The 12,390-nt window shown below is 71.5% G+C and carries 14 protein-coding genes; 6 read left to right on the plus strand and 8 right to left on the minus strand.

Translation table 11 applies throughout. From position 1 onward, the window contains the following. Positions 1-15: 15 nt before the first annotated feature. Both ACPWUT_RS15105 and ACPWUT_RS15110 read right to left on the minus strand, forming a co-directional pair. The gene (locus tag ACPWUT_RS15105; protein WP_425839210.1) at positions 16-684 is read right to left on the minus strand and encodes a cation transporter; all 669 of its coding nucleotides are present in this window, start codon (positions 682-684) and stop codon (positions 16-18) included. After that, on the minus strand, positions 681-1,013 hold the full coding sequence (locus ACPWUT_RS15110) for an ArsR/SmtB family transcription factor (RefSeq protein WP_425839213.1): 333 nt from the start codon (positions 1,011-1,013) through the stop codon (positions 681-683). The genes ACPWUT_RS15105 and ACPWUT_RS15110 overlap by 4 nt, the downstream gene beginning before the upstream one ends. Positions 1,014-1,176: 163 nt before the next feature. Here ACPWUT_RS15110 and ACPWUT_RS15115 point away from each other — a divergent pair, with 163 nt between their 5' ends. Then, positions 1,177-2,571, plus strand: a complete 1,395-nt coding sequence (locus tag ACPWUT_RS15115) for a DUF222 domain-containing protein (protein WP_425839216.1) — start codon at positions 1,177-1,179, stop codon at positions 2,569-2,571. Between the two features lie 38 nt (positions 2,572-2,609). Here the strand turns inward: ACPWUT_RS15115 and ACPWUT_RS15120 are convergent, their stop codons facing one another. Together ACPWUT_RS15120 and ACPWUT_RS15125 are read right to left on the minus strand one after the other, a co-directional pair. Beyond that, positions 2,610-2,825 carry a helix-turn-helix domain-containing protein gene (locus ACPWUT_RS15120; RefSeq protein ID WP_284528405.1) on the minus strand — a complete coding sequence of 72 codons (216 nt, stop codon included), beginning with the start codon at positions 2,823-2,825 and terminating at the stop codon, positions 2,610-2,612. Then, positions 2,825-3,310 (minus strand): DUF2975 domain-containing protein, encoded by a 486-nt coding sequence (locus ACPWUT_RS15125; RefSeq protein ID WP_425839220.1) that lies wholly within the window; start codon positions 3,308-3,310, stop codon positions 2,825-2,827. The genes ACPWUT_RS15120 and ACPWUT_RS15125 overlap by 1 nt, the downstream gene beginning before the upstream one ends. Positions 3,311-3,439: 129 nt before the next feature. Between ACPWUT_RS15125 and ACPWUT_RS15130 the strand changes: the two genes are divergently transcribed. After that, complete coding sequence (locus ACPWUT_RS15130; protein WP_425839223.1) at positions 3,440-4,099, plus strand: DUF4328 domain-containing protein; 660 nt, start codon at positions 3,440-3,442, stop codon at positions 4,097-4,099. On the opposite strand, the gene ACPWUT_RS15135 is transcribed toward ACPWUT_RS15130, so the two are convergent. Further along, on the minus strand, positions 4,062-5,087 hold the full coding sequence (locus ACPWUT_RS15135) for a helix-turn-helix transcriptional regulator (RefSeq protein ID WP_425839226.1): 1,026 nt from the start codon (positions 5,085-5,087) through the stop codon (positions 4,062-4,064). The genes ACPWUT_RS15130 and ACPWUT_RS15135 overlap by 38 nt on opposite strands. 95 nt (positions 5,088-5,182) lie before the next feature. On the opposite strand from ACPWUT_RS15135, the gene ACPWUT_RS15140 reads away from it, so the two are divergent. Then, a complete protein-coding gene (locus ACPWUT_RS15140) occupies positions 5,183-5,635 on the plus strand; it encodes a VOC family protein (RefSeq protein WP_425839229.1) in 453 nt (150 codons plus the stop codon). Here the strand turns inward: ACPWUT_RS15140 and ACPWUT_RS15145 are convergent. Together ACPWUT_RS15145 and ACPWUT_RS15150 are read right to left on the minus strand one after the other, a co-directional pair. After that, positions 5,625-6,881 carry an MFS transporter gene (locus ACPWUT_RS15145; RefSeq protein ID WP_425839232.1) on the minus strand — a complete coding sequence of 419 codons (1,257 nt, stop codon included), beginning with the start codon at positions 6,879-6,881 and terminating at the stop codon, positions 5,625-5,627. The two genes, ACPWUT_RS15140 and ACPWUT_RS15145, sit on opposite strands and share 11 nt — an antisense overlap. Beyond that, on the minus strand, positions 6,874-7,458 hold the full coding sequence (locus tag ACPWUT_RS15150) for a TetR/AcrR family transcriptional regulator (RefSeq protein WP_425839235.1): 585 nt from the start codon (positions 7,456-7,458) through the stop codon (positions 6,874-6,876). The genes ACPWUT_RS15145 and ACPWUT_RS15150 overlap by 8 nt, the downstream gene beginning before the upstream one ends. Before the next feature lie 47 nt (positions 7,459-7,505). Between ACPWUT_RS15150 and ACPWUT_RS15155 the strand changes: the two genes are divergently transcribed. After that, positions 7,506-8,102, plus strand: a complete 597-nt coding sequence (locus ACPWUT_RS15155) for a GNAT family N-acetyltransferase (protein WP_425839238.1) — start codon at positions 7,506-7,508, stop codon at positions 8,100-8,102. On the opposite strand, the gene dnaB is transcribed toward ACPWUT_RS15155, so the two are convergent. Beyond that, positions 8,074-9,444, minus strand: coding sequence for a replicative DNA helicase (dnaB, locus tag ACPWUT_RS15160; RefSeq protein WP_284528413.1), 1,371 nt, complete (start codon positions 9,442-9,444; stop codon positions 8,074-8,076). The two genes, ACPWUT_RS15155 and dnaB, sit on opposite strands and share 29 nt — an antisense overlap. A gap of 512 nt (positions 9,445-9,956) precedes the next feature. Between dnaB and ACPWUT_RS15165 the strand changes: the two genes are divergently transcribed. Next, positions 9,957-10,892, plus strand: coding sequence for a hypothetical protein (locus ACPWUT_RS15165; RefSeq protein WP_425839241.1), 936 nt, complete (start codon positions 9,957-9,959; stop codon positions 10,890-10,892). A gap of 97 nt (positions 10,893-10,989) precedes the next feature. After that, positions 10,990-12,381, plus strand: coding sequence for a chaplin family protein (locus ACPWUT_RS15170; RefSeq protein ID WP_425839244.1), 1,392 nt, complete (start codon positions 10,990-10,992; stop codon positions 12,379-12,381). The last annotated feature ends 9 nt before the right edge of the window (positions 12,382-12,390 follow it).

A 12,390-nucleotide genomic window follows, 5' to 3' on the forward strand; every position in this document is an offset into this window, starting at 1 on the left:
TCCCAGGCGCGGGGATCAGTCGCCGTCGCCGTCGCCGTCGCCGTCGCCGTCGAGCAGCATGCCGACCGACGTGGCGCAGGCGTCGCCGCGCCACGCCTCGAGGCCTTCCCGCACGGCCATCCCCGCGATGAACAGGCCGGCGAGGGCATCCACCCACCACCATCCGAACAGGCTGTTGAGCACCAGTCCGACGAGCACCGCCGCCGACAGATAGGTGCAGATCAGCGTCTGCATCGAGTCCGCGACCGCCGTGGCCGAGCCGAGCTCACGTCCCGCCCGGCGCTCCGCGAACGACAGGAACGGCATGACGGCCACGCTCAGGGCGGTGAGCGCGATCCCGACGGGGGAATGCCCGACCTCGACGCGGACGAAGAGGGCGATCAGGGAACTCGCGGTCACGTAGCCGGCGAGCGCGAAGAAGGCCACCGCGATCACCCGCAGCGTCGGCTTCTCCCAGCGCTCCGGGTCGCGCCGCGTGAACTGCCAGGCCACGGCCGCCGCCGACAGCACCTCGATGGTGGAGTCCAGGCCGAAACCGATGAGCGCCGCCGACGACGCGATGGTGCCCGCCGTGAGCGCCACGACCGCCTCGACGACGTTGTAGGCGATCGTGGCGGCGACGATCCATCGGATGCGTCGCTGCAGCACGTGGCCACGACTGCCGGTGGCGGGTGCGGTGCTCATGCGCAGCGGCACCCGGAGTCGGCGCAGCAGTCCGGCTCGACGACGAGGGCGACGCGGAGGAGCTCCGCCAGCGCGGGCGCGAGGTGCTCATCGGCGAGGCGGTACGCGGTGCGGCGACCCTCCGGCGTGGCGTCGACCAGACCGCAGCCGCGCAGGCACGCCAGCTGGTTCGACATCACCTGGCGCGAGACGCCGAGGGCTTCGGCCAGGTCGGAGGGATACGCGGGCCCGTCGCGCAGGGCGAGCAGGATACGGGCGCGCGTGGCGTCGGACAGCGCGTGACCCATCCGGGCGAGTGCGGCGGTGTGGGTGAGGGTCGCCGTGGTCATACGCCGAGAGTACACGGACCGCTGTACTGTCCGCCGAGGAGATGGCCGCAAGGGCGATGTCGGAGGGGGTGACTAACCTGAAAGACATCGCCCGCGCCATTCATGCGGGCGATGTGGGTAGAGCAGGACGAAGCCTCCTGACGCATTCGACGTCAGGAGAGCCATGGATCCGATCACCCAGCCGCACCGACCGCACGGGGTTGATCCGCACCGCGTCGATCCGCACGGGGTCGATCCGCACGGGGTCGATCCGCACTGGGTCGATCCGCACGGGGTCGATCCGCACTGGGTCGAGCTCGACGCGGTCGTGGCGCGTGCGGAGCACATCCGCCGCGAGATCTCGCGACTGCACGCCGAGCGCGCGGACCTGTGCGCCGAAGCGCTCGACCTCGTGGCCGTGCGCGTCGATCAGCGCGCCGCCGCGGGTGTGGAGCACCGCGGCGCGCTCGGCGATGACATCCCCCTGCGTGAGGTGGTCGCCGAGCTCGGCGCCGCACTGCGGGTGGGCGACCGGACCGTCCACGGCTGGCTGGACAGCGGGTCCGCCCTCGTCCACCGCTACCCCGCGACACTGCGCGCGCTCCGGGCGGGAGCGATCGACGAGCGTCACGCCGCGGCGATCCTCGATGCCGGCGCGGCCGTGGAAGACGACGGACTGCGGGCCGAGTACGAGCGCCGTGTGCTCGAGGTCGCGGTGGCGGAATCGGCCGCACGGGTGCGGGCGGCGGCGCGGACCATCGCCGCACGACTGCAGCGCGACCTCGTCGACGACCGTCAGCGTCGAGCGCACGAACGCCGCCGCGTGCGGCTGTACGACATCGAGGACGGCCTCACCCGGCTGGTGGCCGATCTGCCCGCCGCCCTCGCGCGGGCCGCGTTCGAGCGCGTCAGCGACCTCGCAGCGGCGGCCGACGACGACGGCGATGTCGACGAGGACGGGGAGCGCGACGACCGGTGCCTCGACGAGCGCCGCGCCGATGTGCTGTGCGATCTGCTGATCGGCGGCGCACCGGCCGCGCATCCCGACCTCCGCGCGGGAGGCACAGCCGTCAGGGTCACGGTGCCCCTCCTCACCCTCGCGGGCGTCGACGACGATCCGGCGATCCTCGACGGGCACGGTCCGATCGACGCCGGAACCGCCCGGCGACTCGCGGCCGCCGCTCCGGGGTGGGAGCGTGTCGCCCAGCATCCCCTCACCGGTGAGGTGCTCGCCTGCGACCGCTACCGGCCGTCCGCCGCGCTCCGCCGGCTGATCGACGCGCGTGACGAGCACTGCCGGTGGCCGGGATGCCGTCTTGCCGCCCGCCGCTGCGACGCCGACCACACCGTCGCCTATGCCGAGGGCGGCGACACCGCGGCATCCAACCTCGCGCTCTTCTGCCGCCGGCATCACCGGCTGAAGCACGCCTCCCCGTGGCGCGTCCGGCAACTGGGCGGCGGTCGCCTCGAGTTCCGCTCGCCCACCGGACGCACCTATCTCAACGACGCTCCGACCGTCGTCGCGTTCGTGCCGCACGACCGGGTCGCGCCGGAGTCCGACGACCCACCGCCGTTCTGATGCTTCATCCGAGGCGATCCCTCCGTCGGAACGTCAGCTCACTCGTCGTCGCCGGGTTCCCATCGCAGAAGGTCGCCGGGCTGACAGTCGAGTGCCTCGCACAGCGCGTCGAGCGTCGTGAAGCGGACCGCCTTCGCGCGCCCGTTCTTCAGCACCGCCAGGTTCGCGGGAGTGATCCCGACCCGCTCCGCCAGGGTCCCCACCGCCATCTTGCGTCGCGCGAGCATGACGTCGATGTCGATGACGATGGGCATCAGACCACCTCGTCCAGCTCGGCACGCAGCGTGCGCGCCTCGGCCTCCCGGTCGATCGCCTGGCGCAGCAGCGCCCTCATCACGACGACGACCAGCGCGACGCCGCCGAACACGAGCGCCGCGCCGCAGACGAGGCCGACCACCCCCGGGGCCGCCTCCCCCGCCGCCATCAGCGCCGCCAGCCCGAACACGACGACCGCTGCGGCCGCGAGGGACACGATGACGGCATCCACGTAGCCGAACGAGGACCGCGAGAACACCGACCCCTGCCGCACCTTCGTGAGCAGCTGCCAGACGCAGACTGCGATGACCTGCATCGCCCCGACGAACAGGGCGAGCAGGGTCACCAGGACCACCCGACGCCACAGCTCGGTGCCCTCGGTGTCTCGCCAGACGGCCGGAAGGATCATCGCCTGGACGATCACCGAACCGGCGAGCGCCAGCGCGATGATCCCGCGGAGGACCGCGATCGTGGGGTGAGTCATGACGACACCTCTCATCGATGGACGAGAGAAATCTATCGTTTATCGATCGATCTGGCAAGCGCGCGAGCGGCGATGCGCGCGCCTGTTAGTGTTCGGGCAAGCTCTCTCCCCCCGACGACAGAGGACCCCGTGAGCGACTCCGTGACTCCCCCCGAGCCCGCGTTCCACACCGCCCAGGCGCCGCCCCCGGCGCGACCGATCCGCGGGCTCGCGGCCGCGGTCCGCTGGCTGATCGTCGCCGCCGCCGCGACCGCGGTTCTCACGATCGCCGTCGAGGTCTACGGCATCGTCGCGATCGACGCATTCCTCTCGGGCTCCGCCGAGCTCGGGGCGCTCGAGGCGTACGACGGCATGTTCCTGGGCGTCGCGATCCTGTCGCTGCTCGTGGTCGTTCCGGCCGGCATCTGCTGGGCCGTGTGGCAGTATCGCGCGGCCGCGTCGCTTCCCGCCGGGTCGGTGCGCCGCTCCCCCGGCTGGCACGCAGGGTCGTGGTTCATCCCGATCGTCGCGTGGTGGTTCCCGCTCCAGAACGTCTCTGATCTCGCCGGAGCGTCGCGTGCCGCACTGCGCCCGCCGATCCTCGGCGTGTGGTGGACGCTGTGGCTCGCATCCAGTGTCATCGGCACCGTCGGCGCGATGGTCATGCCGTCCTCGACTCTCCAGGAGATCGCCGCCGCCTCCGTCGTCTCCATCGTGAGCGAGGCGGCGCTCCTGGCCGCCGCTCCCCTCGCGTGGCTCATCGTCACGCGCATCAGCGACGCGATCGAGCCCCAGCCGCCGGCACGGTGACCGCAGCCGCCGGCACGGTGACCGCAGACGCGTACCGTCCGGCGAGGGTCGCGAAGGCGGCGCGGAGCTCGGGCGGTCCGACCACGTCCATCGCCGCCTCGAACCGTCCGAACCACGCGGCGAGGGATCCCCACGACCACGACCCCGCCTCCAGGGTGCAGGTGTGCTCGTCGATCGCGGTGACACGTCCTTCGCCGGCGAACGGCCGCACCTCGTGGGCCGGAAGGTGGAGGACGACGCTGCCGCGGCAGGGCCATTCGTTCACGTCCGAGCCCCGGAAGCGCGCAGCGACGAACTCGTCCACGTCGCCGCCCGGGACGGTCCGCGGCGCGAAGCGCGCTCCGTGGGGGATGCGCGGGCGGATGCGATCGGCACGGTAGAGCCGCCAGTCCTCACGGTCGAGGTCCCACGCGACGAGATACCAGCGGCCCTCCGACGTGACGAGGTGGTGGGGTTCGGCCCGCCGAGGAGTGAGCGTCTCCGTCTCCGCGTCGGCGCCGCCTCGCCCGGGATAGTCGAAGCGCAGCGTCTGGCGATCGCGGATCGTCTGAGCGAGCGCGACGAGGACCTCCAGCGAAACGGTGGCCGGCGTCGCCTCGCCGGGCTGCCTCACCGTTATCACCGCGAGGCCGTCGAGGCGATGACGAAGCCGTGACGGCATCACCTGACGCATCGTGCCCAAGGCGCGGATCGCCGCCTCGCCGATGCCCGCACCCAGGGCCGGGGCCGTCCGCAGCGCGATCGCCACGGCGAGCGCTTGGTCGTCGTCGAACAGGAGCGGTGGCAGCTCCTCGCCGGACTCCAGCCGGTATCCGCCGTCGGGACCCCGCGTCGCATGGATGCGGTACCCCATCTCACGCAGGCGCTCGATGTCCCTTCGGACCGTGCGATGACTGATCCCGAGCCGCGAGGCCAGCGCCGACCCCGGCCAGTCCCGCCGGGTCTGCAGCAGCGAGAGCACGGTGAGCAGCCTCTCCGTCGTCGCCATGCTGTTCACCCTAGATCCGTTATAGGCCATGAACAGACCTATACAAGCGGGAGAGTCAGGACGTCACCCTTCCGACCGCATCCTCAGGAGCACAGATGACCATCCAGACCACCACCCACCTCAACTTCCGCGGCGACGCGCGCCCGGCGCTCGAGTTCTACCAGTCCGTCTTCGGCGGCCATCTCGTCGTCACCAGCTACGGCGACGCCGGCATGCCCGCCGACCTGCCCGGAGCGGACGCGGTCCTCTTCGGTCTCGTCGCCGCCGACAGCGGGTTCCGCATCATGGGCTACGACATCCCCGGCGAGGCCGAGGGAGGCATCGCCGGCGGCGGCGCGACCCGTCGCGAGAACGGTACGACGATCACCGACCAGGCGATGTTCGTCTCCCTCGGCGCCGACAGCCTCGACGAACTGAAGGGCTACTGGGATGCACTGGCGTCCGGAGCCACGGTCATCGAGCCGCTCGCCGCATCGGCATGGAGCCCCGGGTTCGGCATGCTCACCGACCGCTTCGGCGTGACGTGGAGCGCCAGCGTCACCCGCTGACGGGTTCCGGGCCCCCGCCGTCGTGCGGGTCGGTCCGGTGGCGCAGGGGCGAGGCCCACGCGACGAGCGCCGCGATCGCGAAGAGCAGCGCGACGGGCACGAGCGCGGGCCTCTCCCCCACCACGCCGACGAAGATCCCCGCGAGCAGCGCGCCCGCGGCGGCCAGCGTCCTATTGCCGGCTCGTCGGGTGGCGTTCGATCGACCGAGGATCCCGTCCGGGGTCAGTGTCTGCCACAGGTACTGCTCGGCGGCGTTCTCGGAGCCCATCGCGAGGCCCTGCAGGGCGAGCGCGGCGAACAGCATCGCGGAACCTGCCGCAGTGCCGGGCGCCGCCACGACGAGCAGCCAGGCGATCGGGTACGCGCCGCGGGCGAGGATGATCGTGCGGCCCGCGCCGAGGCGGGTGCTGATCCGCGGGGCGAAGAAGGCGCCCACGAGGCTGGCGAATCCGAACACCGTGAGGAGCAGCCCGTAGGTGTACGCGGTGAACCCGAGTGCCCGGAGGGCGAGCAGGGACAGGACCGTCATCGCGGCACCGTTGGCGAGGAACCACACGTGCGTGGAGACGGTCAGCGGTCCGAGGATGCGCTGCCGATAGGTCCAGCGGAGTCCCTCCACGATGTCGGCCCGGAGATCGAGGCGCGTGCGGACGGCCGGTCGCTCCTGCACGCGGATGACGGCGACGAGCACGGCGTCGACGAGATAGCTGACGGCGTTGACGACGATGGCGACGGGGGCGGAGAGGAGGCCGACGAGCGCACCCCCCACCGTGGGGCCGAGCGTCTGCGCCGCGGCATCGCTCTGGTCGAGGCGTGCGTTGGCCGTGAGCAGACGGGAGCGCGGAACGAGCCGCGGCAGGAGGGACTGGGTGGCGGCGAAGCCGAAGACGGAGAACGCGCCGAACAGCAGCAGCGCGACGATGAGCATCCACGTCTGCAGGATCCCGGTGAACCAGAGCACGGGGATCGAGCCGAGAGACAGTGCCCGTCCCACGCTCGCCCACACCAGGATCGGCTTGCGTCGCCAGCGGTCGGTGTACACCCCGGCGATCAGTCCGAGCAGCGCGTACGGCACGAACTGCGCCGCGTTCACCAGCCCCACCTCGAGCGGCGTCGCCGCGAGCAGCTGCACGACGAGCACCGGCATCGCCACGGCGGTGACCGTCGCCCCGAACGAGCTGATGGTCGCCGCCGCCCAGTAGCGCGCGAACGCGCCGGGCGGGTGCGTCTCCGGACGATCAGGCATGCACGTGGACGGCGAGCAGAGCGTCGAGCAGGGCGGTCTGGCGCTCCGGCGGGTAGGCGTCGGGGTCGAGCACGGCCTGAACCGTCATGCCGAGGACGAACGCGTGCAGGGTCTGCGTGATCCGATCGACGCTCTCGTCGTCGCGCTCCCCGCCCGCGAGGGAGTCCGTCACGAGGGCGGCGATCTTCTTGCGGCTGGCGCGGTATCGTTCGGCGTGCTCGGCGGCATGCCGCTCGTCGGCGAGGGCGGCATCCCACGACGAGACCCAGATGCGGTTCGCCGTGCGCGAGGCCTCGTCGAGAGGGAGCATGCCGCGCAGGGCGGCCCGCAGCGCGGCGAGCCCGGGCGGGGCCGCGGGGCGTTCGCGGGCCTCCGATCTGTCCGCCAGCAGCTCCAGGGCGAAGCTCGTCAGCTCCCGCTTCGTCGGGAAGTAGTGCGTGACGATGCCGGTGGTGCCGTCGAGTTCCCGCGCGACGGCGCGCATCGACAGTCCCGCGAAGCCGGCCTGGTCGAGGACGCGCCACACCGCCGCCGCGACATCCTCTCGCCGGCGCTGGTGCGCATCGGGCCCGGTCACCGGCTCAGTATGGACGACATAACGAGTGTTATGCAAGGCTGTGGGCCATGTTCCGACTCGACCTCGGCCCGAACGCCCACCTGCGACCCCTCGAGGTCTGGCACGCCGAGGAGTTCGCCGAGCACCTCGACCGCGCGCGGGAGCACATCCGCCCCTGGGTCGGCCCGTCGTTCGTCACCACCTCCGTCGACGGTGCCTCCGCGACGCTGGCGCGCTACGCGAACACCGCCGCCGGCGACGGAGGGCGCCTCTACGGAATCTGGGTCGACGACGTGCTGCGAGGCGGGGTGATGTTCGTGAGCTTCAGCGCGGCCGCCGGGGTGTGCGAGATCGGCTGCTGGCTCGAGCCCGCCGCCGAGGGACGAGGGCTCGTCACCCCCGCGGTCACCGCCCTCCTCGACTGGGCCCTGATCGAGCGCGGCCTCAACCGGGCCGAGTGGCGCTGTCGAGCCGACAACGTCCGCAGTGCGGCGGTCGCCGAGCGGGTCGGGATGCGCCTCGAGGGCACCCTGCGCGGGGCGTGGCTCAACGGCGGAGCCTTCCACGACAAGCAGGTGTGGGCGATCCTCCGCTCCGAGCACGCCGCCCTCCGTTCCCGGACGCCGGCGTCTGCGCCTACTGGAAGTCGCCCGCCATATCGGTGAAGCGAGAGAAGTGGCCCTGGAAGGCGACGGTGATCGTGTCGGTGGGGCCGTTGCGGTGCTTGGCGACGATGAGGTCGGCCTCGCCCGCGCGAGGGCTGTCCTTCTCGTACGCGGCCTCGCGGTGGAGCAGGATGACGATGTCGGCGTCCTGCTCGATCGAGCCCGACTCACGCAGGTCGCTGATCGCGGGCTTCTTGTCGGCGCGCTGCTCGGCACCACGGTTCAGCTGCGACAGCGCGATCACCGGCACCTGCAGCTCCTTGGCGAGGAGCTTGAGCGCGCGAGAGAACTCCGAGACCTCCTGCTGGCGGGACTCGACGCGCTTTCCGCTGGTCATGAGCTGCAGGTAGTCGATGACGACCATCTTCAGTCCGACGCGCTGCTTGAGCTTGCGGCACTTGGCGCGGATCTCGACGAGCGTCATGTTGGGGCTGTCGTCGATGTAGAGCGGGGCGTCGTTGATACGACCCCGCGTCGAGGCGATCGTCGTCCAGTCGCGGCTGTCGAGGTTTCCCTTGCGCATGCTCTGCAGCGGCACAGCGCCCTCGGCGCTCATGAGGCGCATGGCGATCTCGCTTTTGCCCATCTCGAGGGAGAAGAAGATCGTCGGCTGGTTGTTCTTGATGGCCGATGCCCGCGCGAAGTCGAGCGCGAGCGTCGACTTTCCCATGGCGGGTCGGGCGGCGACGACGATCATCTGGCCGCCGTGGAGGCCGTTGGTGAGCTGGTCGAGCCCCGCGAACCCGGTGGGGATGCCGGTCATCTGTCCGTCGCGGCCCCGCGCGGCTTCGATCTCCTCGACGGCGGCGTCGACGGCGATCTGGAGCGGCACGTAGTCCTCGGCCTGCTCGGCGCCGGTGACCGAGTAGATCTCGGCCTGTGCGTTGTTGACGAGGTCGAGCGCGTCGCCCTGCCCGTTGTAGCCCATCTGCACGATGCGCGTGCCGGCCTCGACGAGGCGGCGCAGCAGCGCGCGCTCCCGGACGATCGAGGCGTAGTAGGCGGCGTTGGCCGCCGTGGGCACGATGGAGGTGAGCGAGTGGAGGTAGTCGGCGCCGCCGGAGCGCTGCAGATCGCCGGTCTTGATCAGCTCATCGGTGACGGCGATGACGTCGGTCGGCTCGCCGTGCGAGTACAGCGAGAGGATCGCTTCGAAGATGAGCTCGTGCTTGGGCACGTAGAAGTCGGTGCTGCGCAGCGCCTCGATGACATCTGCCACCGCGTCGCCCGACAGGAGCATGCCGCCCAGGGTGCTCTGCTCGGCGAGAAGGTCGTGCGGCGGAGTGCGATCGGGTTCACGCCGTCCACCGAGGCGCTCTTCCGAGATGTCGGCGATCGACATGCACACTCCTTCCACGGCCCTCACTCACCGAGCCTCACGACACGCTAGGCAGGGGGTCTGACAGTCGCAAACCGGCCTGTGGATAACTGTGTGGACAAGATGCGCGAAACGCCGGAGAGGCTGTGTACAGATCCTGTGGAAAACGCCCGGGAAGTCGCTTCAGTCGCTTCCCTTTTTCCCTTTGGGTCTGGGCTTTTACTTCCCACAGCCTGTGGACGACGAAGCTGTGTGAAGTGCCGCTTGAAGGTTGCGCCTTCTGGGGATGGCTGGGGACAACCGAGGGTATGTCGTCGTCGTTTGTCAAGTACGAAATCGCCCCGTCCTGCACCATCTTCGTCACTTCCAGCGCTCGCGCCGGGGCTCATCCCGGCACGGTGGACCACTTTCGGCGAATTTTCGCAACCCCCCTAGACAACCTCCGCCCCGCGGTCCTATTTTCGAGCGCACCAGGCACCCCTAACGCAGCCTCACCCCCCGGGGCTGTGACGACGTCGATTGCGACGGAGGTGAACGTGGACACGGTGCGACCGCTCGGTCCGGCCCTTCGGGTCAGGCTGCTGCTGAGCGCCCTCGGCGTGGCCGTGGGCTGGCTCGCGCTGTCGTTCGCGCTCGGAACGGGTGCCACGGCCAGCCACGCGGCTGACGACGACGGGTCGGGCGGCCTGCTGGGCACGCTCGTCGACACGGTCGAGGACGCCGCCGGCGTCCTCCCGGACGACGTGGCCGAGCCCGTCGTCGAGGTCGTCCACACCGTCGAGAAGGTCGCCGCGAAGACGGTCACGCAGGTCGCGGAGCCGGTTCGCTCCGTCGAGAAGGCGAAGCCCGTCGAGAAGGTCACGGACGCAGTCTCGAGCACGGTCGAGAAGACCGTCGGCAGGGTCCCCGTGGTCGCCGACGTGGTCGACGACCTGGGCGTGACCGAGCTGGTCGACGCCGTCGGCGATGCGACGAGCGATGTCGTCGAGGAAGTCGGCGGTGCTCTCGACGAGACCGTCGACGTCATCGTCACCTCCCCGGTCGTCGAGCCCGTCTCCCCCGGCGAGCCGACCGATCCCCCCGGCCCCGCTGCGTCGGCGGGTGGCCCCGGCACCTCCGCGTCCGCGCCCGCGGGTCCCCCCACCCCGGGTGCCATCGCTACCGCGGAAGTCCCTTCGGTGCCGGCGACGTGGCGCGCGGTCGAGGCGGCACCTGCCGCGTCGACCGCCGCCACGTCCGCAGGGCGCGCCGACCAGCCGGGACGTCATCCTGCCGCGCCCTCGTCAGCGCCGGCGGCGGCCCCCCTCGCTTCCCTGATCTCCTCGGGCTCTTCCGGAGCCTTCGCCGCGGCCGGATTCGTTCCGTCCTCCGCCCCGCCGCACGCGCACAACGCCTGGTTGCGCGGCAGCGGGAACGACGACGAGAACGGACCTCCCGGACCGCCCGCCGCCCCTGACGTCGCTCCCGACTGAGCCGGTCCCCTCGCGCCCCCGCATCCGCGGCCCCGGCGCGAAGACGCATCGGCGTGCGCTCGCGCGCCGGTAACCGACTCAGCACAAGGAGAGAATCATGCGGAAATTCATCACGCGCGCCCTCTGGGGCACGCTGCTGGCGGGCGGCCTCACGCTCGCCGGCGCCTCGGTCGCGATGGCGGCCGAAACCGACGGCGACGACGGGTTGCTGTCGGGCACGCAAGCACTCATCGACGTCGCCGTCCCCGTCACGGTCGAGGGCAACAGCATCTCGATCCTCGGCGACTCCTCATCGGAGTCGACCGCCGACACCGACAGCGACAGCGATTCCTCGGCGGGGGAGTCGGCGACCACGAGCGGCTCCGACGGCACCGCGTCGGGCACGCAGGCGCTGGTCTCCGTGAGCGTCCCCGTCACCGTCGAGGACACGGCGGTCTCCGTCGTCGGCGACAGCTCGTCGTCGCGCAGCGCAGACGAGGGCGACGCGGCGAGCGAGCCGGCACAGCCGAGCGAGCAGGCGTCGACCTCCGGCGAGGACGGCACCGCGTCGGGCACGCAGGCCGTCGTGCCGGTGTCCGTGCCGGTGACGGTGAGCGGAAACGCCATCTCCGTCCTCGGCGACAGCGAGAGCACCTCGACCGGCACCAGCGGCACGGGCGGCTCCAGCGACGGTGGAGACACCACCGACGCCACGACCGGCGGCGAGGACGGCACCCTCTCGGGCAGCCAGGTCATCGCACCGGTCGACGTGCCGATCACCGTGGGCGGCAACGCCATCTCCGTCCTCGGCGACAGCGAGAGCACCGCGACCGGCACCAGCGGCACCGGCGGCTCGAGCGACGGTGGTGACACCACCGACGCCACCACGGACGGGACCGACGGCACCGCGTCGGGCACGCAGGTCATCGCACCCGTCGGCCTCCCCGTGACCGTCGGAGGCAACGCCATCTCCGTCCTCGGCGACAGCGAGAGCACCGCGACCGGCACCAGCGGCACCGGTGGCACGAGCGACGGTGGTGACACCACCGGCGGCACCACGGACGGGACCGACGGCACCGCGTCGGGCACGCAGGTCATCGCACCGGTCGGCCTGCCGATCACCGTGGGCGGCAACGCCATCTCGGTCATCGGCGACACCACGACCACGACCCCCGGTGCGACCGACCCGACCGATCCGACGGACCCGACCGACCCGACCGACCCAACGGACCCGACCGATCCGACGGACCCGACGGACCCGACCGATCCGACGGACCCGACCGACCCGACGGACCCGACCGATCCGACGGAACCGACTGACCAGGGCGCCTCTCCCGGCTCGAGCACGCCGAACGGCGGCGGGACGACCGTCGTCGGCTCCCCGTCGGCGTCGGGCGACGCGGTCGTCCTCGCCGAGACGGGCGGCGGATCGGTCCTGCCGATCGCACTGCTCGCCGCCCTCCTCCTGATCGCGGGCGGGGTGATGCGCATGACGCGTCGCACGGCCTGACCGACCTCG

The sequence above is a fragment of the Microbacterium sp. PA5 genome (assembly GCF_049860775.1).
Classification (GTDB): Bacteria; Actinomycetota; Actinomycetes; order Actinomycetales; family Microbacteriaceae; genus Microbacterium.

Excerpts from the sequence above, each read along its gene's own strand:
- ACPWUT_RS15110 (WP_425839213.1), bottom strand. The coding sequence starts at position 1,013 with ATGACCACGGCGACCCTCACCCACACCGCCGCACTCGCCCGGATGGGT.
- ACPWUT_RS15145 (WP_425839232.1), bottom strand. The coding sequence starts at position 6,881 with ATGCCTGATCGTCCGGAGACGCACCCGCCCGGCGCGTTCGCGCGCTAC.
- ACPWUT_RS15170 (WP_425839244.1), top strand. The coding sequence starts at position 10,990 with ATGCGGAAATTCATCACGCGCGCCCTCTGGGGCACGCTGCTGGCGGGC.
- ACPWUT_RS15125 (WP_425839220.1), bottom strand. The coding sequence starts at position 3,310 with ATGACTCACCCCACGATCGCGGTCCTCCGCGGGATCATCGCGCTGGCG.
- ACPWUT_RS15105 (WP_425839210.1), bottom strand. The coding sequence starts at position 684 with ATGAGCACCGCACCCGCCACCGGCAGTCGTGGCCACGTGCTGCAGCGA.
- ACPWUT_RS15120 (WP_284528405.1), bottom strand. The coding sequence starts at position 2,825 with ATGCCCATCGTCATCGACATCGACGTCATGCTCGCGCGACGCAAGATG.
- ACPWUT_RS15135 (WP_425839226.1), bottom strand. The coding sequence starts at position 5,087 with ATGGCGACGACGGAGAGGCTGCTCACCGTGCTCTCGCTGCTGCAGACC.
- ACPWUT_RS15155 (WP_425839238.1), top strand. The coding sequence starts at position 7,506 with ATGTTCCGACTCGACCTCGGCCCGAACGCCCACCTGCGACCCCTCGAG.
- ACPWUT_RS15140 (WP_425839229.1), top strand. The coding sequence starts at position 5,183 with ATGACCATCCAGACCACCACCCACCTCAACTTCCGCGGCGACGCGCGC.
- ACPWUT_RS15115 (WP_425839216.1), top strand. The coding sequence starts at position 1,177 with ATGGATCCGATCACCCAGCCGCACCGACCGCACGGGGTTGATCCGCAC.
- dnaB (WP_284528413.1), bottom strand. The coding sequence starts at position 9,444 with ATGTCGATCGCCGACATCTCGGAAGAGCGCCTCGGTGGACGGCGTGAA.